This is a genomic window from Bradyrhizobium sp. BR13661 (assembly GCF_029892425.1).
In the GTDB taxonomy this organism is placed as follows: Bacteria; Pseudomonadota; Alphaproteobacteria; order Rhizobiales; family Xanthobacteraceae; genus Bradyrhizobium.
This window is the reverse complement of sequence record NZ_JARXWB010000028.1, coordinates 1-17,745: the sequence shown is the minus strand read 5'-3', so window position 1 is coordinate 17,745 and position 17,745 is coordinate 1. Positions and strand designations below refer to the sequence as shown.

The 17,745-nt window shown below is 62.5% G+C and carries 19 protein-coding genes; 11 read left to right on the top strand and 8 right to left on the bottom strand.

Features of this window, described 5'->3' with window-relative positions; all coding sequences use genetic code 11:
- Positions 1 to 23 precede the first annotated feature (23 nt).
- Entirely contained in the window at positions 24 to 380 is a 357-nt protein-coding gene (locus M2427_RS32600) for a hypothetical protein (RefSeq protein WP_280710912.1), read from the bottom strand.
- Positions 381 to 576: 196 nt separating this feature from the next.
- Between M2427_RS32600 and M2427_RS32595 the strand changes: the two genes are divergently transcribed.
- From M2427_RS32595 to M2427_RS32585, 3 genes are all read left to right on the top strand, one after another.
- Complete coding sequence (locus tag M2427_RS32595) at positions 577 to 1,041, top strand: hypothetical protein (RefSeq protein WP_280710911.1); 465 nt, start codon at positions 577 to 579, stop codon at positions 1,039 to 1,041.
- A 386-nt stretch (positions 1,042 to 1,427) separates the two neighbouring features.
- The gene (locus tag M2427_RS32590; protein ID WP_280710910.1) at positions 1,428 to 1,613 is read left to right on the top strand and encodes a hypothetical protein; all 186 of its coding nucleotides are present in this window, start codon (positions 1,428 to 1,430) and stop codon (positions 1,611 to 1,613) included.
- 144 nt (positions 1,614 to 1,757) lie between these two features.
- Positions 1,758 to 2,099: a phasin gene (locus M2427_RS32585; protein ID WP_194481422.1), complete on the top strand. Its 342-nt coding sequence runs from the start codon at positions 1,758 to 1,760 to the stop codon at positions 2,097 to 2,099.
- Between the two features lie 188 nt (positions 2,100 to 2,287).
- Here M2427_RS32585 and M2427_RS32580 read toward each other — a convergent pair whose 3' ends face one another.
- The 3 genes from M2427_RS32580 to M2427_RS32570 all read right to left on the bottom strand — a co-directional run bounded on the left by M2427_RS32580 (position 2,288) and on the right by M2427_RS32570 (position 5,668).
- On the bottom strand, positions 2,288 to 2,608 hold the full coding sequence (locus M2427_RS32580; RefSeq protein WP_280710909.1) for a cytochrome c: 321 nt from the start codon (positions 2,606 to 2,608) through the stop codon (positions 2,288 to 2,290).
- Positions 2,609 to 2,897: 289 nt separating this feature from the next.
- The gene (locus M2427_RS32575; RefSeq protein ID WP_280710908.1) at positions 2,898 to 3,728 is read right to left on the bottom strand and encodes an alpha/beta hydrolase; all 831 of its coding nucleotides are present in this window, start codon (positions 3,726 to 3,728) and stop codon (positions 2,898 to 2,900) included.
- A gap of 143 nt (positions 3,729 to 3,871) precedes the next feature.
- The gene (locus M2427_RS32570) at positions 3,872 to 5,668 is read right to left on the bottom strand and encodes a POTRA domain-containing protein (RefSeq protein WP_280710907.1); all 1,797 of its coding nucleotides are present in this window, start codon (positions 5,666 to 5,668) and stop codon (positions 3,872 to 3,874) included.
- A gap of 129 nt (positions 5,669 to 5,797) precedes the next feature.
- Between M2427_RS32570 and M2427_RS32565 the strand changes: the two genes are divergently transcribed.
- Positions 5,798 to 7,012, top strand: coding sequence for a FecR family protein (locus tag M2427_RS32565; RefSeq protein ID WP_280710906.1), 1,215 nt, complete (start codon positions 5,798 to 5,800; stop codon positions 7,010 to 7,012).
- A 58-nt stretch (positions 7,013 to 7,070) separates the two neighbouring features.
- Positions 7,071 to 9,815 carry an EAL domain-containing protein gene (locus M2427_RS32560; protein ID WP_280710905.1) on the top strand — a complete coding sequence of 915 codons (2,745 nt, stop codon included), beginning with the start codon at positions 7,071 to 7,073 and terminating at the stop codon, positions 9,813 to 9,815.
- 6 nt (positions 9,816 to 9,821) lie between these two features.
- On the opposite strand, the gene M2427_RS32555 is transcribed toward M2427_RS32560, so the two are convergent.
- Positions 9,822 to 10,082, bottom strand: coding sequence for a hypothetical protein (locus M2427_RS32555; RefSeq protein ID WP_280710904.1), 261 nt, complete (start codon positions 10,080 to 10,082; stop codon positions 9,822 to 9,824).
- Between the two features lie 244 nt (positions 10,083 to 10,326).
- On the opposite strand from M2427_RS32555, the gene rocF reads away from it, so the two are divergent.
- From rocF to M2427_RS32535, 4 genes are all read left to right on the top strand, one after another.
- Positions 10,327 to 11,304, top strand: coding sequence for an arginase (gene rocF, locus M2427_RS32550; protein ID WP_280710903.1), 978 nt, complete (start codon positions 10,327 to 10,329; stop codon positions 11,302 to 11,304).
- Between the two features lie 160 nt (positions 11,305 to 11,464).
- Positions 11,465 to 12,736 (top strand): sulfite dehydrogenase, encoded by a 1,272-nt coding sequence (gene soxC, locus M2427_RS32545; RefSeq protein ID WP_280710902.1) that lies wholly within the window; start codon positions 11,465 to 11,467, stop codon positions 12,734 to 12,736.
- On the top strand, positions 12,723 to 13,256 hold the full coding sequence (locus M2427_RS32540; RefSeq protein WP_280710901.1) for a cytochrome c: 534 nt from the start codon (positions 12,723 to 12,725) through the stop codon (positions 13,254 to 13,256). Before soxC ends, M2427_RS32540 begins: the two co-directional genes overlap by 14 nt.
- Before the next feature lie 115 nt (positions 13,257 to 13,371).
- The gene (locus M2427_RS32535) at positions 13,372 to 13,656 is read left to right on the top strand and encodes a hypothetical protein (RefSeq protein ID WP_280710900.1); all 285 of its coding nucleotides are present in this window, start codon (positions 13,372 to 13,374) and stop codon (positions 13,654 to 13,656) included.
- A 3-nt stretch (positions 13,657 to 13,659) separates the two neighbouring features.
- Here the strand turns inward: M2427_RS32535 and M2427_RS32530 are convergent, their stop codons facing one another.
- The gene (locus M2427_RS32530; protein ID WP_280710899.1) at positions 13,660 to 14,874 is read right to left on the bottom strand and encodes a mandelate racemase/muconate lactonizing enzyme family protein; all 1,215 of its coding nucleotides are present in this window, start codon (positions 14,872 to 14,874) and stop codon (positions 13,660 to 13,662) included.
- 158 nt (positions 14,875 to 15,032) lie between these two features.
- On the opposite strand from M2427_RS32530, the gene M2427_RS32525 reads away from it, so the two are divergent.
- A complete protein-coding gene (locus M2427_RS32525) occupies positions 15,033 to 15,221 on the top strand; it encodes a hypothetical protein (protein WP_280710898.1) in 189 nt (62 codons plus the stop codon).
- A gap of 139 nt (positions 15,222 to 15,360) precedes the next feature.
- On the opposite strand, the gene M2427_RS32520 is transcribed toward M2427_RS32525, so the two are convergent.
- Complete coding sequence (locus tag M2427_RS32520) at positions 15,361 to 16,608, bottom strand: divalent metal cation transporter (RefSeq protein ID WP_280710994.1); 1,248 nt, start codon at positions 16,606 to 16,608, stop codon at positions 15,361 to 15,363.
- 305 nt (positions 16,609 to 16,913) lie between these two features.
- Here M2427_RS32520 and M2427_RS32515 point away from each other — a divergent pair, with 305 nt between their 5' ends.
- On the top strand, positions 16,914 to 17,087 hold the full coding sequence (locus M2427_RS32515; protein WP_280710897.1) for a DUF3606 domain-containing protein: 174 nt from the start codon (positions 16,914 to 16,916) through the stop codon (positions 17,085 to 17,087).
- Positions 17,088 to 17,132: 45 nt separating this feature from the next.
- Here the strand turns inward: M2427_RS32515 and M2427_RS32510 are convergent, their stop codons facing one another.
- Positions 17,133 to 17,318, bottom strand: coding sequence for a hypothetical protein (locus M2427_RS32510; protein ID WP_280710896.1), 186 nt, complete (start codon positions 17,316 to 17,318; stop codon positions 17,133 to 17,135).
- Between the last annotated feature and the right edge of the window lie 427 nt (positions 17,319 to 17,745).

The following is a 17,745-nucleotide window of genomic DNA, read 5'->3' as shown; positions in this document are numbered from 1 at the left end:
CCGGCACCTCCTCCCGTCGGTTGTCAGGGGTGCGGCATGATCTGATAGGGCGTGGTGTAGGGCTCGACGCGGAGCGAGGCGTTGGCCAGCAGCCCGATCTTGGCCGTCGGCGCCTGCTGCATTTCACCGTTCTGTCCGCGATGCACGTTGTACTGCCAGACCGTGAGGTCGCCCTTCTGCGCCAGGGCGTGCGCGACCGCGCTCGCGTCACTGCCGCCGAGCGCCTGGAGCTCGTCGGGCGACAGCCCGATGATGATCTCGTCCTTGACGGTGACGATCTTGAACAGGTTCATTTTGGTCTCCTGCGCCCATGCGCCCTGAGTCGAGAGTGTAAGAAGCGCAACCGCGGCGCCCTTGATGAGATCGCAGCGAGAAAGCATGCCGTCGTCCTTTGGTGCTGACGCGCGCCCGAATCAAATAGTCGATCAGCCATGGCGCCCGTGATCCGCGTGGCCGTTTCGCAACCGCTTGGTCGCACGATCTTGAACGACGGTTCACGGAGCGAGAAATGTCGAGCAATGATGAACCGTGATGCGGCGCGGCGAGTCCAAGTCGAGAGATCAGGGGGCTCGTCGGATGAAATTCACCAACATTGCCTGCATGGCCGTATCGCTCGGCCTGATTGGTCCCACCGCGGCGTCCGATCCTTTCTATCTCGGAAGCTGGACATTGACGTCGGCCGTGGTGGCGCCATGGGCCGATCCGCATCGCAAGCCTGATGATGCCGAGCGCATGCGGCTGATGGGCAAGACAGTGGTTCTCAAACCCAGGGAGATCTCTGGTCCACGTCCATTGGCCTGCGCCAAGCCGCAATACAAGGTGACGGACTATGGTCCCGATATGCTCTTTCAGGGCGCCTTCGACGAGATGCGGCGAGCCGACAAGAAGGTCGATCCCAAGGCGCTTGCGGCATCGCTCGGCTTCAGCGGGTCCAGCATCAGGACACTGGAGACCGGCTGCGAGATCGACCTTCATTTCGTGGACGATACAACCGCCGAAATCGGACTCAACGAGCACGTGTATACGCTGAAGAAGCGCTAGTCTACGATTTGCCAATTTCCGAGCATGTTGGAAACAATGCGAAACGTTGGTCGAATTGACAGCGAGCGGAGCCTTGTGGTGACTGATGCTGCTTCTTGACGCAGGTGGGTGACGTCGGCGCGTATTCCTGTTATCCGGAATTGCCGTGGCGCGATGCCGACGAAGCATCGCTAAGCCTTACGGTTTGGCTTGCCCGGCGGGTTGTTCCTTGGCATAACTGCAACCTCTCGGGTCGGGCCGAGTCTGTTCAGAATCTGCAGCCCAGTGCGCCAGTCTGCTGGGTGCCCCGTCCCAGAGTTCGTCGTCGCCATGGTCGGTGACGTCATCCGGTCTTCGATCGGCGTCTGATGTCCGACTCGAAGGGCCGATCCTGTCATAGGTGCGAGATGAAAAACCTCAATTTCGCGACTGAACTGCATCTCAAGCTCGGTGCACCCGCAACCGGTACAGTCGAGAGTCTCCGCCTGCTGCGCGCCTTTCTCAAGCTCGCGCCCCGCCAGCGCTTCGAGGTCATCAAGCTGGTCGAAGACCTCGTCACCGACGAAACGCTCCCCGAACATCCCCTGTCCTGAGCCCGCCCGCGCCGATAGCACGCTTGGTCCCACCTCCGGCCTGAAGGCGGACAGCACGACAGCGGTCGTTTCCGGCGCCTGGCCGCTGGCGAGCGGTGCGGCAAATGTGATAATCAGGCAAGAAAAAGAGGGAGGAGCGCGACCATGATCGAACCGAAGCTCGAAGTTCCGGCTGAACTGCGTGACCTGGCCGAGAAAACCATCGACCAGGCCGAGAAGGCGTTCGGCATGTTTTTCGATGCCGCCACCAAATCGATGTCGTCTGTTCCAGGAGCGAGCGCGGACGTGTCCAAGCAGGCACTCGCCTTCACCGAGCAGAACATGAAGGCGGCATTCGAGCATGCCCGTAAGCTGGTTCACGCAACCGACCTGCAGGAGGCGATGCGGATTCAGTCCGAGTTCCTGCGCAGTCAATTCACCAACGCCGGCGATCACATGCGCCAGATGACCGGCAACTTCATGCAACCCGGCAAAGGCAAATCCTGATCGGACGCGCTTCCGTCTGCTTATAAATTGATCTTGCGTCGCGGCGAGATGCGCATTTCAATTCTGCTGCAGGTCCATGATGGACCACCGGATGAACTTCATCCGCCGTCCATTGTCCTTTCTGCTGATCCCTGTCGGTTCGCCCGGCAGGGATTTGCATTTCGGGGGCTTGGCTACCGACCAAAATTCTACTGGCGCAGCGATCCGATATAAGCGGCCAGGTCGGCGGCTTCGATCCGGCTCAAGGGAAAGTTCGGCATCTTCGGATGCGGGTCGAGCAGGAAGAATGCGAGCCTCTCGGGGCTGAAATCAGGCTTGCGTGCAACCGACGCGAAGGAGGGGACATCGGCGCTGGCCTGCGTCTGGCTGCCTGTCACGACATGGCAACTTGCGCACCAGCGCTGCGCCAGATCGGCGCCGTGATTGGCGTCAGCCGCGAGAGCAGGCGATGCGCCCAAGCTCGTGACCGCCAAGAGCAGAAACCAAATTCGTCTCGGACCTGCGCGCATCGCATCACCTACATGCATTCACTTGCGGACGTGGGCTCAGCCGCAGCACGATCCCGGAAATTGCGAGAGGTCGATGCTTGCGATGATCGATCGCAACAACCTGCGGGCCGAACGATAGAGATGGCGTATGAGCCCGGGCAGTCTCGCCCGGGGCAAGCCAAGGCTCTCCATCTCCAGCCTGCTCGGATCAAGCCTTTCGGCAAAATGTGACAAGTTCTGCTCCAATACTGCATAGCCCTTCTATCCTGGCCGGCATGGAGCTGCGTTGATCTGCCGCAAAGGATCCCGGCTAGTAGTCACCGGGGTTCATAATCATCGGGCTCGTCGTATCGGCGGGCGCGAGCGCGCTGCTGGCGCTGTCGCGCAGGAATCGGTCGAGGGTGGCCTGGATATTCTCCTTGACCGAGTCAGGTCCGCGATCGCTCATTTCGGTGTGCTGCGCGCCGGTATTGACGATGTCGATGCCGCGCGCCTTGGCCTCTTCCGGCGTCGGCAGCACGCCGGGGTCCGTCAGGAAATGCGGATCCTTCGAGCGGAACGACAGAATCTTCATGCGGTCGCTCACGACGAAGGGCACCCTGAGATTGTCGAGCGTGATGACCTTCGACACGAGTTCGGGATGTTGCTGGGCAACATACATGGAGACATCGCCGCCGTTGGAATGACCGACCAGCGTGATGTGGTCGTAGTCGGCATTCTGCTGCCTGCCCTTCAAGGTGTTCAGCACGAAGACAATGTTGGCCTCGCAGCGCATATAGACCTCGCGCCGGCCGACATATTTCTGGCCGACATGGGTCATCAGGGGTGGATCGCTCGGCAGGTCCTGCTGGATGCTGGCGACGAGATAGCCGCGCGCGGCAAGCACGTTGGCGAGGAAGGAGTACTCGGTGGCCTTGACCGTGTTGCCGTTGCTGATGATGGCGACCGGTAACCTCCAGAGACCGAGATTGGCCTTGGTCTCGTAGTCGCGCCGGACCGCGATGTCGACCGAGATCGGCCGCTGACGCGAGGCATCAAACAAGGACAGCATCTCGTGGCGGATCGCCAATTTGGCGACGATAATGTACTGGCCCGCCGCGAGGACGCAGAGGAAGGCCAAAACTGCAAAAACCCTCTTCATGGTTCCGTCTCAATCACTTTTGACTGAACATGGCTACAGGAAACGCCCTGATCGAGCGATCGTGAGCAGGTTACGGGATTAAATTTAGGCAAGTCTGTGAGGGCGGTATCAAAAAGGCCGCGTTGCGGCCACCGCCCGCGGGGCTAGATGCAGCCGCCGCGGCCGCGCTCGGGGCAGAGCCTGAAAGCGCTCGACAGGGTGAACAGAAAGCGCGGGCTGCGCCGCTCATTGTCCGGTGCCCGGTAGCTCAAGGGCACGGCCACGCCAAAATCCGCCTGGAGGTCGTGCGACAGGAAGAACCGCACGCCGGCACCGGCCGACGTCAGCGCCAGGCCGTCGCTCAGCCGGTAACCGTCGTTCCAGACGGCGCCGGCGTCGCCGAAGGCGTAAAGTTGGTAGCCGCTCCAGTAGCGGAAATTGAGCTTCTGCTCGAAGCGAACTTCGAGCGAACCAGCAAGACCGTTGTCGCCGCTGATCTCGGCCGCGCCATAGCCGCGGCCGAAGGCTGCGCCGCCGAGATAGAATTGCTGCGACGTGAACAGCGGCCGCGATGCGGTCTGGCTTGCCGCAGACAGCTTGAGCGACCAGGCGTCGGTGAGTGTCTGGTAGCGCGTGAACCAGACATTCAGGACTGAGAAATTCGAAGACGCGCCATCCCGCGACAGGAGGTCATCGCCGAATTGGGAGGCGCCGAAGATGTTGAGGCCCTGGCGGAAGCTCACCGTCGCATAGTTGGTGCCGCCCAAATTATCCTGCAGCTTATAGTCGGCAGTGACGCTGGCGGTCCTGATATGGTCATTGTACCACGGGCCGTAGAGATCGTGTTCCGATACATTGCTGAAGGTCGTCGCCGCAGTCACTATCAGCGTGGACGATTGCGATTGGAGCGGGACCATGCTGGCCCGCAGCTCGAACGCTTCGGTCGTTGTGATGTCGCTGGCGAGGCGGCGCGCATCGCCAGGCCTGACCGCGCTGTACAGCACGGAGCCGCCCAGCCTCACGCCGTCAACGCCAACCGGCGCGTCATAGGACAGCCGCGAGAAGCCGAGCTGGCGCGGATCGTTGGCGATGGTCGACAGGTTGACGGCGAGGCTGTCGCCGGGCGTGAGGTAGGAATTGAACGCGCCCGTCGCGTAGGTCTGCCATGGACCGACCGACGACGAGCCGAGATTGTCCAGGCCGAACGATGTGAAGACGTGCCAGGTTTTCAGATAGATCGTGAGGCGGAAGCAACCAGTCGCTCCGCCGATCTCCTCGAGTGCGGTATCGGTGATCCGGACGCCCGGCCAGCCGTTGACGAGATAGAGCTGGCGCTCCAGCGTTGCCAGACGCGACGGATGCTCGGCCAGGATCGGCCCGAGCATCCGTCGCACGCCGAACTGCTCGGCCCCGTCCCCCTTCAGCTCGGTTTCCACGATTGCGCCTTCGAGCACCTCGATGCGGACACGGCCGCCGGCGATGTCCTGCGCCGGCACGATCGCCCGGCTCAGATGGAATCCCTGGGCGCGGTAGAGATCACTGATCGCGCCGGCGATCGTGGCGAGGTCGGCTTGGGAGACTGGCTTGCCGAGATATGTCTGGTAGACCGAGGCGATGCGATCGTGGGGGATGGTGTGCGCGCCAATGACGTTAATGCCGCGCAGCACGAATTGCGGCTTGGCATTCCCGCCGGTACTGGGTTGGCCGACCGAGGGCAGCTTCACCGGAGGCCGGTTCAGGGATTCCTGCTCGGTTTGGTTTTCAAAGTATTTCTCGGGTTGGCGAGGATCGAACCCCGGCTGGTTCGCCTGTTGCGCGAAGGCCTGTGGCGTTCCCGCAAACGTTGGTCCAAGCAGCAGCATAGCGGCAGCGAGATACCGCCGGGCCGCACCACGCGCGGACCGTTCTCCGTAGCTTGACGGAGGAGTCCCCAGGCGCCGGTAACGATTCAGTAGCCGCATGATTTTTCATAGTTTTTTATGGTCAATGATCGGTTAATGCGGCCACCCGAGTCCCGGGTTCCCGCTAAGCCAATCTTGAGTGATCTCGGATACGCAGAAGGCTCGCAGTAACTTTGGCTGAGGGTCACCATGCTCGTCCGAATTGGAATGCGGTGCGCCGTGATGGCGGCTTTGATCCTGGGAACGGCGCCCGTTGCATCCGCTGCGGATGACGGCGTCTGGTCGGTCAGCAAGTCATCGGGCGAGGTCTGGCTCGCTACCCCTGGCGCGCAGCAGGTCTCGTTGAATCAGGAGGAGACGCTGAAGCCGGGCGATACCATTCGCACCGGGCGTAACGGCCGCGTGCTGCTGGTTCGCGGTGAAGAGACGATTCTGATCTCCCCCAACTCGGTGGTCGGCGTGCCGGCCGAGAAGAAGGAGGGACTTTCGACCACCATCATCCAGCAGGCGGGTTCGATCCTGCTCGAGGTCGAGAAGCGCAACGTCAAGCATTTCGAGGTCGAGACGCCTTATCTCGCCGCCGTGGTCAAGGGCACGCATTTCAGCGTCACGGTGGACGCAGGCAGCACCAAGGTTGGCGTGCTCCGCGGCCAGGTTGAAGTCTCCGATTTCAAGACCGGCCAGATCGCGCAAGTGATGCCCGGCCAGGTGGCCACCGCCTTCGAGCACGGCAAGCCCGGTCTCAGCCTGAGCGGCTCCGGCGCACTCAATCCAATCGAGCAAGGCAAACCGCGCGCCTCGACGATTGACCGCGTCCCTGTGCCCAAGTCGGGCCTGTCGGCGCCGCGCAATGCGGCGAGCGGTGGTGCGATTCATGCGCTTGGTACGATCGAGAAGGGCACCAAGACGGCTGGCGCTCCGACTCATTCGCATCAGGCCAGTGTAACTCACGCACCCAAGGCCGGCGTTGTGCACATCTCGAGCTCGCTCGGCGAGGTCAAGCTGAATTTCCACAAGGTCACCCACGGCCTCGCCCACAACGCCGTCGCGCCAGGGCAGGTACGCAATGCGAATGCCAGCACTGACACGGTGTGGAGCGACAGCAAGTCGAACACGACGACCGCGGCCGCCAACAGCACAACGGTCACAGCGGTCTCTGTGAGCAGCAGTGTCGCTGCGGCGACCTCAACTTCGGCGGCGTCGAGCCCGACGACGCCCGCTGTCACAACCCCTACAGCGACCAAAGCTGCGTCCAGCGGAAGCTCCGCGAGCGGTAGCAGCGACAATGGCGCAACTGGTAACGGCGCTAGTGGCGATGGCGACAGCGGAAATGGGAATAGCGGCCATGGAAGCGGAAATGGTGGCAACAATGGCCACCACTACGGCTGGTACAAACATCACTAGGCCGTCATCTTAACGGGGAAGCACTCGGCGGCGAACGCCGCAGGTGCAGGGGAGCAAGGTGAAACGCTATCGACCGCATATCCTTGTCGTGATCGCGCTGGCGGTCGTGCTGTCCACGGGATGGCATGGTGCGCTTCGCCACGCGATCACCGATTTGCGCTTCAACTGGCACTCCCGTTCCGCGACCGGCAACGTTGTCGTGGTCGCGATCGACGCTCCCTCCATCGATCAGATCGGCGTGTGGCCTTGGCCGCGGAGCCTGCACGCCGAGCTGTTGCACCGCCTCGAGGCGGCCGGGGCGCAGGACGTCGCTTTGGACATCGATTTTAGTTCGCCCTCGGACCCGACCTCCGACGAGGCCTTCCTCGCAGCGCTCCGGGAGGTCGGCGGCTCGACGATCCTGCCATCCTTCAAGCAGCCGACGCCGAACAGTGGTGCGGTCCACATCAATCGTCCCTTGAAGTCGTTTGGCAATCAGTCGTGGCCAGCCGTCGTCAATGTCGCGGTTGAGTCCGATGGGCTCGTTCGCCGCTATCCGGTCGTGGAGAAGCTCGGCGACGACGTTCAGATGCCGTCGATGGCCGTCGTGCTGGCCGGGCAGAACGCTAATCGCCGGCCGCCCTTCCTGATCGACTTCAGCATTCAGGCGGCTTCCATTCCAAGCGTTTCCTATGTCGATGTGCTGCGAGGCAATTCTGCGGCGTTGGACAAGCTGAGGGACAAGAAGGTCATCGTCGGTGCCACGGCACTCGAACTGGGCGACCGGTTCAGCGTTCCAAATGGCCGCATCCTCGCAGGGCCCGTCCTCCAGGCGTTGGCGGCAGAATCGGTCCTTCAGAACCGGATGCTGCGCTGGACATCCAATGTCGGCATGTTCGCTGGCCTTGGTGTGATCTGCCTGCTGATGATGTACTCATGGCGTCGGGTCGGACCAGGCGTCCGCGTCGCGACCTTGATCTCGGCCGGTGTAGGCATCGAATTGACAGCGGTCCTTGTGCAGGAACGCTGGCCGCTCGTCATCGATACGTCGCTCCTCCACATCGCGATCATCGCCTATCTGACGGCGATCGCCCTGGACGAGATCGACTTCCGCAGCCTGCTGGGTCGCATCGCCGAAAGCCGCTTCCACCGCATCGCGATGGCACTGGGCGACGGTCTGGTTTGCACCGATGAAGATCACCGGATCACCGTCTGGAATCCCGGTGCGAGCGCGATCTTTGGTTACATGCCGGCCGAGATGATCGGCCGTCCGTTCGAAACGCTTTGCGCAATTCCGGTGGAAGCCGGCACCAAGACCTTCGCAATACGAGATGCCGCGCGCCAGGCGCTGTTAGTCCCTGGTGGCGCCGTGGTCGTCGAGTTCGAGGGCCGCCGCAAGAATGGTGAAACCTTCGCGGTCGAAGCGAGCTTCTCGGGGTGGCAAGGAACGGAGGGATTCCAATATGGCGCGATCCTTCGCGACATCTCCGTGCGCAAGCGCGAGGCGGAGCGCGTCAAATATCTTGCCGAATACGATGCCCTGACGGGTCTTGCCAATCGCAACACGCTGCATGCGAAGCTGGCCGCGCTGATCAGCGCGGCGGAGCGACGATCCGAGGTGGCGCTGCTTGTGCTCGGCCTCGACGGATTTCAGCGCATCAACGATATGCTCGGACATTCGGCCGGCGATCTCGTGTTGCGCGCCGTGGCTCAACGCTTGCGGGTTGAGGCTGGCGACAAGGCCCTCGTCGCGCGGCTCAGCGGCGATGAGTTCGCAATAGCGCTTGACTGCGCCGAGGCAGGCGAGACCATTGCCGCGTTCGCCGAACGGATGATTCACGCATTCGAAGCGCCGCTCGTCACGGGGACACGTCAGCACAGAGTCAAGATCAGCATCGGCGTCGCCGTATATCCGGAGGGTGGCGGGAACGCGGATGATCTCCTGAGCAATGGCCACCTGGCGCTGACCAAGGCCAAGCTGACGCGACGTGGGAGCCACGTGATCTTCGAAAGCGCGATCCGGGAGGAACTGGAGAGCAGGCTGACTCTGGAGAGCGAGCTGGCGCTTGCTGCGGATCGCGGCGAGTTTGAATTGTTCTTCCAGCCCCAGGTCCGGCTGGTTGACGGCAGCCTCATCGGGGCCGAAGCGCTCATTCGCTGGCGGCATCCTGTGCGAGGCTACGTGTCGCCCGCGGAATTCATGCCGGTGGTCAACACCTCTGCGTTGTCAGAGCGGATCGCGAGCTGGGTGATGGAGACCGCCGGCCGGCAGGCCCGGGCGTGGGAGCTGTCTGGTAACAGCGTGCGCGTCGCAATCAACCTCTCGCCTTCGCAGTTGCACTCAGGCGATCTCGCGCATTCCGTTGAGGAGTTGCTGAGAACGACGGGGCTTACCCCCTCGTTGCTCGAGTTGGAAGTGACCGAAGACATCCTGCTGCACGATGAGAGCCGGGTGCTCGACATGTTCAAGCGGATCCAGCAGCTCGGCGTCCGGATCCTGTTCGACGACTTCGGAACGGGCTATGCAAGCCTGAGCTACCTCAAGAAGTTTCCGCTCGACGGGCTCAAGATCGACCGCTCGTTCGTGCTCGACTTGCTCACGGATTCCGACGACGCCGCCATCGTCGGTTCGACGATTGGCCTGAGCAAGCAGCTTGGCCTGACGGTTGTTGCTGAAGGTATCGAGAATCGGGCCACGGCCGACTTCCTGGTCAGCATGGGCTGCGAGGAGGGGCAGGGCTACTTCTTCGGCCGTCCGATGCCTGCCGAGGCGTTCGAGAAGCAGTTCCTGGCGGCCGAGCTCGAAGCGGTTAGTGCGGCCTGATTGGCGTCAGCGCCGGCGTGCGACCGCTACGCCAAAGAGAAATGCGATGAACAGGCTGGCGAGAGGAGCTTCGCGCGTGATTGCCGCTACGGTGGCAAGCGGCCGCCCGGGCTTTCGCGCTTCGTTGATCGCGTAGGTGAGACGATCGACGGCGGCACGCAATCCTCCTGCGACCTCGCCGATGGTGTGAGACACATCGGCGGCTGCATCGATGGCGCGCTCGGCCATGCCGGGCTGGGGATTGGACTGCGGTATGTCCGTGCTCAAGCTCGCGACCTCCAGACAGGACTGAAGAACTGAGGCCGGCACCTTTGGCTATCCGCGCGTGCGCTCGTTTTGAACAGCGGGCCCGAAGACCTTTGGCTATCCGCGACAGGCGCCGTTTTGAACGGCGGGTGCCAGCCTTACCGAGAAAATGCCGGGTGCGGGAATTTGTTCCGGTTTCCCCGTGAAACGACGGGTGCGAATCTCTGTTACGCTGGTGCAGCCTCGCTGAACTCAGGAGATTGTCGTGACCGATCGGACCATCGCGGATCGAGCCCGGCGCATCGCGTTGCTCGGCGCGCCCATCGATATGGGCGCTTCTCAGCGCGGCACATTGATGGGCCCTGCAGCGTTGCGGACCGCCGGCCTTGCGACATTGCTCGAAAGCCTGGATTTCGAGGTCGTCGATTACGGCGATCTTTCCGTGGCCGAGGTCAGGGATCTCACCGACAGGCCGCCGGAGAAGGCCAATCACTACCGCGAAATCCAGCGCTGGACGCGCGTGCTCAGCCGTCGCGGCTATGAGATCGCGCAAACCGGTGCGCTGCCGATCTTCCTCGGCGGCGACCACACGCTGTCGATGGGCTCGGTCAACGCGATGGCGAGACATTGGCGGGAGCTGGGACGCGAGCTGTTCGTGCTCTGGCTCGATGCGCATGCCGACTACAACACGCCTGAGACGACGATCACGGCCAACATGCACGGCATGTCTGCCGCATTCCTGTGCGGCGAGGCAGGCCTCGATGGGCTCCTGGGCGATGATCCGCGTGCTTCGATCGATCCAGACAAACTCGACCTGTTCGGCGCCCGTTCCATCGACAAGCTGGAAAAGGAGCTGATGCGCGCCCGCCGGATCAGGGTTGTTGACATGCGCCAGATCGACGAGTTCGGCGTTGCGGTGCTGATCCGCCGCGTGATCGAGCGCGTCAAGGCGAACAACGGCGTGCTGCATGTCAGCTTCGATGTCGATTTTCTCGACCCTTGCGTCGCGCCTGGTGTCGGCACCACGGTGCCGGGGGGCGCGACCTACCGCGAGGCACACCTGATCATGGAATTGTTGCACGATTCCGGCGTGGTGGGGTCGGTCGACATCGTCGAGCTTAATCCATTCCTGGATGAGCGTGGCCGCACGGCACGCACCGCAGTCGAACTGGTCGGCAGCCTCTTCGGCCAGCAGATCACCGATCGGCCGACGCCCAGCAATGCGATCGCGCCGGGTGAGTGATGGGCGAGCCGTTTATGCATTGCAAAGAATGGAACTGCTGTCGCAGCCGGCGGATTTAGATCAGTTCTGATCGAAATCGCCTGCTTTTGAAATGCGCGCGAATTGCAAATGTCCTTCGCGGAAGCTTTCATGCGGGCCGAGCTTCAGCCGAGGGTCCGCCATGAGCAGCACGATCGACACCCGCGACAAGTCTGTCAGGACCACACGTCGCCGCTTCCTGCAAAGTGGCGGGGCCGTGGCGGGCGGCGTTGTCCTCGGGGCCGGTGCGTCGACGGCGGCGGAGACGGAGAACCTTCCGCCCAACGTCCCCGGTTGGATGAAGACACCCGGCGATCCCGTGGGAAGCCAGCCCTACGGTGTGCCGTCGCCGTTCGAGAAGGGCGTCGTCAAGAACATTCCCAAGAACCTCAAGCAATACATCTCCGCGTCCGCCCGCGCGCCATTGCAGGACCTTGACGGCATCATCACGCCGAATGGGCTGTTCTACGAGCGCCATCATGGCGGCGTTCCGACCATCGACCCGGCGCAGCATCGGCTGATGTTGCACGGGCTTGTCGAGCGTCCTCTAATCTTCACCGTGGATGATCTGCGGCGGTTCCCGTCGGAATCCCGCATACACTTTCTCGAATGCTCCGGTAATCCCGGCTACACCAAGCCCTATGGCAAGACAGCGTCGGACCTCGTCGGCCTGCTGAGCTGTGCGGAATGGACGGGCGTCAGCCTGAAACTGGTGCTCCAGGAGGCCGGACTGAAGCCGGAGGCCAAATGGGTGATCGCCGAAGGAGCAGATGCGGCAGCACTGACCCGAAGCATCCCGATCGAGAAATGCCTTGAGGACGCCATGCTGGTCTACAGCCAGAACGGCGAGCGGTTGCGACCGCAGCAGGGCTATCCGCTGCGGCTGCTCCTGCCGGGTTTTGAAGGCAATATGAATGTGAAATGGTTGCGGCGCCTGCACGTGACGGCAGAGCCTGCTTATTCGCGCGAAGAGACATCGAAATATACCGATCTTCTGCCTGATGGCACGGCGCGCGAATTCTCCTTCTACATGGAAGCGAAGTCGATCATCACGCGCCCCTCGGGCGGCCAGCGCGTCAACGCACCCGGCTTCCACGAAATCACCGGCATCGCCTGGAGTGGTCACGGCAAGATCCAGCGTGTCGAGGTGTCCGTCGATGACGGCAAGAGCTGGCAAGAAGCACGGTTGCAGGAGCCGGTGCTGACGCGAGCGCTCACGCGCTTTCGTTTGCCCTGGCAATGGGACGGCAAGCCTGTGGTGATTCAGAGCCGTGCGATCGACGAGACCGGTTATGTGCAGCCGACGCTCGCCGAGCTGCTCGCCGTGCGCGGCGAGAATTATTTTTACCACAACAATGCGATCTGGCCCTGGCGTGTCGCGGCCGACGGGGAGGTGACCAATGCGCTGGCGTGAGACCTGTGCCGTCGCGATCATCATGTGTGCCCTCGCGAGCGCCGCGCAGGCGCAAAGCGCGTACGGCATCGGTCGGCCAGCGACTGCGGCCGAGATCGCGGGCTGGAATATCGATGTCGGGCGCGATGGCAGCAACCTTCCGCAGGGAAGCGGTTCGGTCAGCCACGGGCGCGAGGTTTTTGCCCAGCAATGTGCGTCATGCCATGGCGACCAGGGCGAGGGCGGGGTCGGCGATCGCCTCGTCGGCGGGCAGGGCACGATCGGGACAGCGAAGCCAATCCGCACAGTCGGCAGCTTTTGGCCTTATGCGCCAACCTTGTTCGACTACATCCGTCGCGCCATGCCGCAGAATGCGCCTCAGTCGCTGAGCGACGGGGATGTCTACGCTGTGTCCGCCTATGTCTTGAATCTGAACGGGCTGGTGGGCGCGGATGCGACGCTCGATGCCAAATCGCTTGCAGCGATCAAAATGCCCAACCGAGACAAGTTCGTCGGTGATGCGCGTCCCGACATAAAATGAAACGAAGCGAAATGATCATGTTCCGTGCGTTGGCTCGGAACTTGCTTAACTTGGGCGCGGAACTCGCAGGCCGCATTTGAATTGATCTGCGAGTGGAAAGAGTATGAGTTCTTCGATGACAACAAGTCGCTTCGCAAACTCCATCTCCATAGCACTCCGCCATCCCGGCGTGATCGCGCTGATCGTGGCCTGTGTGACCATCGCTGCGATGTTGATCGTCGATCATGGACCGTGGAGCCGCGCAAAGAGCCAGCCGGCTCATGTTGCGATGTACGCAACCACGGGCGAAGCTGCGCATGCGGCAGGCGCCAAAGTGCTCCCGACCGAACCGAAATCGCCGGCCGAGCCGGAACGGCCGGGGCCCAAGACGTCCCCGACCATCAACCCCGTGACGCCGTAAGCCTCAATTCTTTCTGCCGTAGGTGAGGAGGCCGCCAGTCGTCTTGGGCGGATGGGCGCGCAGCGCTTCCTCGTTCGGCTCGGTGCCCCAGCCGGGACGGTCCGGAATGACAAGATGGCCGTTCTGGATCTCTGGCTCATGTGTAAACAGCTCGCGGTCCCAGGCGAGGCGGTCAATGTCGATCTCCATGATGCGCAGGTTCGGCACGGCTGCGCAGAAGTGTGCGTTCATCATCGAGCAAAGATGGCCGTAGAAATTATGCGGCGCGACGTTGACCTCGAAGGCTTCCGCGGCTGAGGCGATCTTCATCGACTGCCACACACCGTTCCAGGGCGTGTCGATGATGGCGACGTCCATCGCCTGCTCGTGGAAATAGGGCAGGAATTCGCGCAAGCCCAGCAGCGTCTCGCAAGACGAGATCGGGTGCGGGCTCTGCCTGCGGACATAGCCAAGGGCTTGCGGATTGAAGCTGTCGATTTCGATCCAGAACATGTCGAGATCAGCGATCGTGCGCAGGATCTTCAAATAGCCTTCGGTCTTGGCGTTGAAGTTGCAGTCGAGCAGGATGTCGACGTCAGGGCCCGCGCCGTCGCGGATTGCTTCCAGGTGCATGCGCAAGTCGCGCAGGATCTTGCGGTCGACATTGATCTCTGGCGCGAAGGGCGATCCAAAGCCAGGCCGCCAGCCGGTGGGCTTGCCGTCGTCATAGGAGAAGATGTTGGTCTTGAGCGCAGTGAATTTCTTCTCGCGGACCTCGCGGCCCATCGCCTTGACGCCGTCGAGATTTTCGATCGGCGGCTTGTACCAGGAGGGATGATTGATGCGCCACGTCGCACAGTGTGACCAGTAGACCCTGACACGGTCGCGGATTTTGCCGCCCAGGAGCTCGTAGCAGGGGACGCCCAGGCACTTTGCCTTGGCATCGAGCAACGCGTTCTCGATCGCACCGAGCGCCTGCGCCACCACGCCGCCGGCGGCGGGCCGCGTGGCGGCGAACAGCTCGGCATAGATGCGCTCATGCTGGAAAACGTTCTGGCCGATCACGCGCGCGGACAGGCGCTGAATCGCGGCGCCGACGCCGGGCGAGCCAAAACCCTCGTCGAACTCGCTCCAGCCCACGATGCCGTCCTCCGTCGTCACCTTGACGAAGTGGTAGTTTCTCCAGCCGGCGTCGCAGGCGAGGATCTCGATGCTTGTTGCTTTTGATGATGTCGTCATGTCGCTCCCTGTCGGCTGGCCGGGCGCTGTTGTTTTTCGCAAGCTCGGGCCCAGCCACAATTGTTAGGCTACTGACTGAGTGCCGTGAAGGGCGCAAACGCTTGCCGAGGCATCGATTTTTGGGCGTTCTGGCAAGAAACCCCGTGGAATCCGGGGGCATGATGTTTCTTGGGATCGTCCCGAAAATGCGCCAAACCCAGACCGATTTGGCCACAATCGGAACCGATCAATGGGACATGCAGTTTCTGGCCGTGATTTCGGTTCTGGCGCTCCTCACGATGAGTGGGGCCGCCGTTTCAGATCGGTTTCTGACGGCCGGTCAGCACGTCGCGCAAGGGGTGGAGTAGCGCGCACGGGCGAGGGTGCTTTTGTCTTTGGGGAGACAACAATGCTTTCAGTCGACCAGTTCTTGCGGTTCATCAGCGTGCCGGCCGTGTTCGCGGCCTTCGTCATCGCGTCCCAGATTTCGGCTGCGCTGTCGCCGCTCTAGCCGATCGCGGACGAGCCGAGCAGAGCGAGGACGGCCAGCGCCATCAGCGCGGTGCCGAGCCAGCCCAGCACGACCAGCCGTTTTCTGGCCTTGAAGCGTCCCATGATCGTCCCGTTCGCGACGATCAGCATCATCATCGCCATGATGGGCACGGCGACGATGCCGTTGAGCACGGCGCTCCACACCAGCATGTGGATCGAATCGATCCCCGTAAAGCCGAGCCCGAAGCCGATGATGGTTGCGGCGGCGATGATCGTATAGAAGCCGACCGCCTTCTCCGGCCGCGCCTCCAGCGTCGCGCGCCAGCCAAACACCTCCGCCACGCCATAAGCCGCCGAGCCCGCCAGCACCGGGATCGCCAAAAGACCGGTCCCGATGATGCCGAGCGCGAACAGCGCGAAGGTGAAGTCGCCGGCGAGCGGCCGCAGCGCCTCGGCGGCCTCGGTCGCCGAATTGATGTTGGTGACGCCGTTGGCGTTCAGCACCGCCGCCGTGGTCAGGATGATGAAGAAGGCGATGGCATTGGAGAACAGCATGCCGGCCGTGGTGTCGGCCTTGATACGCGTGAGTTCGGGGCGGCCGACTTGGTGTGTCTCCTCTCGCAACGGCTTGTCGCGCGTGCCGAGGTTCATCTCCTCGACCTCCTGGGAGGCCTGCCAGAAGAACAGATAGGGGCTGATGGTGGTGCCGAGCACGGCGACCACCATCATGAAATAATCCGCGTTGACGGCAGCCTTCGGCCACACCGCGGCGAGCAGCGCCGTGCCCCACGGGATCTGCACGGTGAAGGCGGTCGCGACATAGGCGAACAGCGACAGCGTCAGGAATTTCAGCACCGGCGCATAGCGGCGATAGGGCACGAACACCTGTAGCAGGGTCGAGCCGGCCGCGAAAATCAGCGCGTGCTCGTGATTGAGCCCGCCGATCACCAGCGAGAGCGCATCCGCCATCGCGGCGATGTCGGCGGCGATGTTGAAGGTGTTGGCGACGACAAGCAGCGCCACCAGCCCCATCACGATCCAGCGCGGTGCGAGCTGCACCACGTTGGCGGCCAGTCCCTTGCCGGTCACCCGGCCGATCTGTGCGCTCACCAGCTGGATCGCAATCATGAACGGCAAGGTCAGAAAGATCGTCCAGAGCAGCCCGTAGCCGAATTGCGCGCCGGCCTGGGAGTAGGTGGCGATCCCCGACGGGTCGTCGTCGGCAGCCCCCGTGATCAGGCCCGGCCCCAGCCTTTGCAGCAGCGTCGGCGCCGGCCTTGTCGGGACGACGACGCTTTCGCGCTTGGCGGCATCGTGTTTGGATCGGTTTGACAGGGCTGACCTTCCGGAAATTACGAATCGAGGGGTTAAGCCGGATGCTACGCGGAAAGTTCCACGCCGGTAAGTTGCGGTCTAGCTCCCCTTCAAGACGAGGGCATGACCCCGCCTGCGGCGGTGGGCGACGCGCGCCGGTTTTCCGAAAAGACATCTTGCAGGCGTTTGACGCTGCCCCGCTTCGGAACGGCGAAGGCACGGTGGCGTTCTCTCATCGAGAGGAGGACGTCGCGATGGACCATCTGACGAAGCGCGAGCAGCCGGACCGCAGCAAGATCGACATGCGCGAGGCCCGGGAGGTCAAATACTGGGCCCATGCGCTTGGCGTCTCCAGACAGGAGCTGCAGCGCGCCGTCGACAAGGTCGGCAATTCGGCCGCCGCCGTTCGCAAGGAGCTCGCGGTATGAGGCGCGACGTTCAGCCCCTGCATCCGGCGAACAGTCTATGTCGGCCTATTTGATGCTGACGAACATGCCCCAGGCGGCGGACAGCGCGGCGCCGGTGAAGACGACGCCCGGGCTGTCGCAGAACACGCTGCCATAGAGGCAGACATCGGCACCGAACGAGCCGAGCTCGTGATGGCTCGCCGAATAGAACAATCCCGACAGTCCAAGCAATGAGGCGGCGATGTAGTACATCGGCTCTCTCCTGAGAACGGACATGTGCCAGCGTGGCGCGAACAGATTTCATTCAGCCGAATCCGCATCATTGCATTCGATTCAAGTTTGATGTGGTTCAGTGAGAGCAGGCCATGGAGGGGGGCTTGCAACGCGGCCCCCAGCCCCGGCGCAGCCGCTGTGTTTCGGTTTATTGAAAGTGCCGTTGACCTGTCGGGCAAAACACTGGCAGAACGGCATCATCGAAAGGTTCGGCTCGGCCCGCGCGGAGCTGTTCGCAGCGGCATTTTTGTCTGCCTAGGTGATGGCCGCTGGCCATGAGCAGGCATGTCGCGATGGAAGGTTGAAGACGGATTTTGACCCTGGCTGTGTGAAAAGCCACGAGTCGGCTACGATTCCTCCGTTTCCTGATGGAGGACACGGATGGGACGCTTCGTTGAAGGCGCGG

What these genes read in the sequence shown, in the direction of transcription:
- M2427_RS32600 (WP_280710912.1), bottom strand. Translation starts at nt 380, where the DNA reads ATGCTTTCTCGCTGCGATCTCATCAAGGGCGCCGCGGTTGCGCTTCTT.
- M2427_RS32595 (WP_280710911.1), top strand. Translation starts at nt 577, where the DNA reads ATGAAATTCACCAACATTGCCTGCATGGCCGTATCGCTCGGCCTGATT.
- M2427_RS32590 (WP_280710910.1), top strand. Translation starts at nt 1,428, where the DNA reads ATGAAAAACCTCAATTTCGCGACTGAACTGCATCTCAAGCTCGGTGCA.
- M2427_RS32585 (WP_194481422.1), top strand. Translation starts at nt 1,758, where the DNA reads ATGATCGAACCGAAGCTCGAAGTTCCGGCTGAACTGCGTGACCTGGCC.
- M2427_RS32580 (WP_280710909.1), bottom strand. Translation starts at nt 2,608, where the DNA reads ATGCGCGCAGGTCCGAGACGAATTTGGTTTCTGCTCTTGGCGGTCACG.
- M2427_RS32575 (WP_280710908.1), bottom strand. Translation starts at nt 3,728, where the DNA reads ATGAAGAGGGTTTTTGCAGTTTTGGCCTTCCTCTGCGTCCTCGCGGCG.
- M2427_RS32570 (WP_280710907.1), bottom strand. Translation starts at nt 5,668, where the DNA reads ATGCGGCTACTGAATCGTTACCGGCGCCTGGGGACTCCTCCGTCAAGC.
- M2427_RS32565 (WP_280710906.1), top strand. Translation starts at nt 5,798, where the DNA reads ATGCTCGTCCGAATTGGAATGCGGTGCGCCGTGATGGCGGCTTTGATC.
- soxC (WP_280710902.1), top strand. Translation starts at nt 11,465, where the DNA reads ATGAGCAGCACGATCGACACCCGCGACAAGTCTGTCAGGACCACACGT.
- M2427_RS32540 (WP_280710901.1), top strand. Translation starts at nt 12,723, where the DNA reads ATGCGCTGGCGTGAGACCTGTGCCGTCGCGATCATCATGTGTGCCCTC.
- M2427_RS32535 (WP_280710900.1), top strand. Translation starts at nt 13,372, where the DNA reads ATGACAACAAGTCGCTTCGCAAACTCCATCTCCATAGCACTCCGCCAT.
- M2427_RS32530 (WP_280710899.1), bottom strand. Translation starts at nt 14,874, where the DNA reads ATGACGACATCATCAAAAGCAACAAGCATCGAGATCCTCGCCTGCGAC.
- M2427_RS32525 (WP_280710898.1), top strand. Translation starts at nt 15,033, where the DNA reads ATGATGTTTCTTGGGATCGTCCCGAAAATGCGCCAAACCCAGACCGAT.
- M2427_RS32515 (WP_280710897.1), top strand. Translation starts at nt 16,914, where the DNA reads ATGGACCATCTGACGAAGCGCGAGCAGCCGGACCGCAGCAAGATCGAC.
- M2427_RS32510 (WP_280710896.1), bottom strand. Translation starts at nt 17,318, where the DNA reads ATGTACTACATCGCCGCCTCATTGCTTGGACTGTCGGGATTGTTCTAT.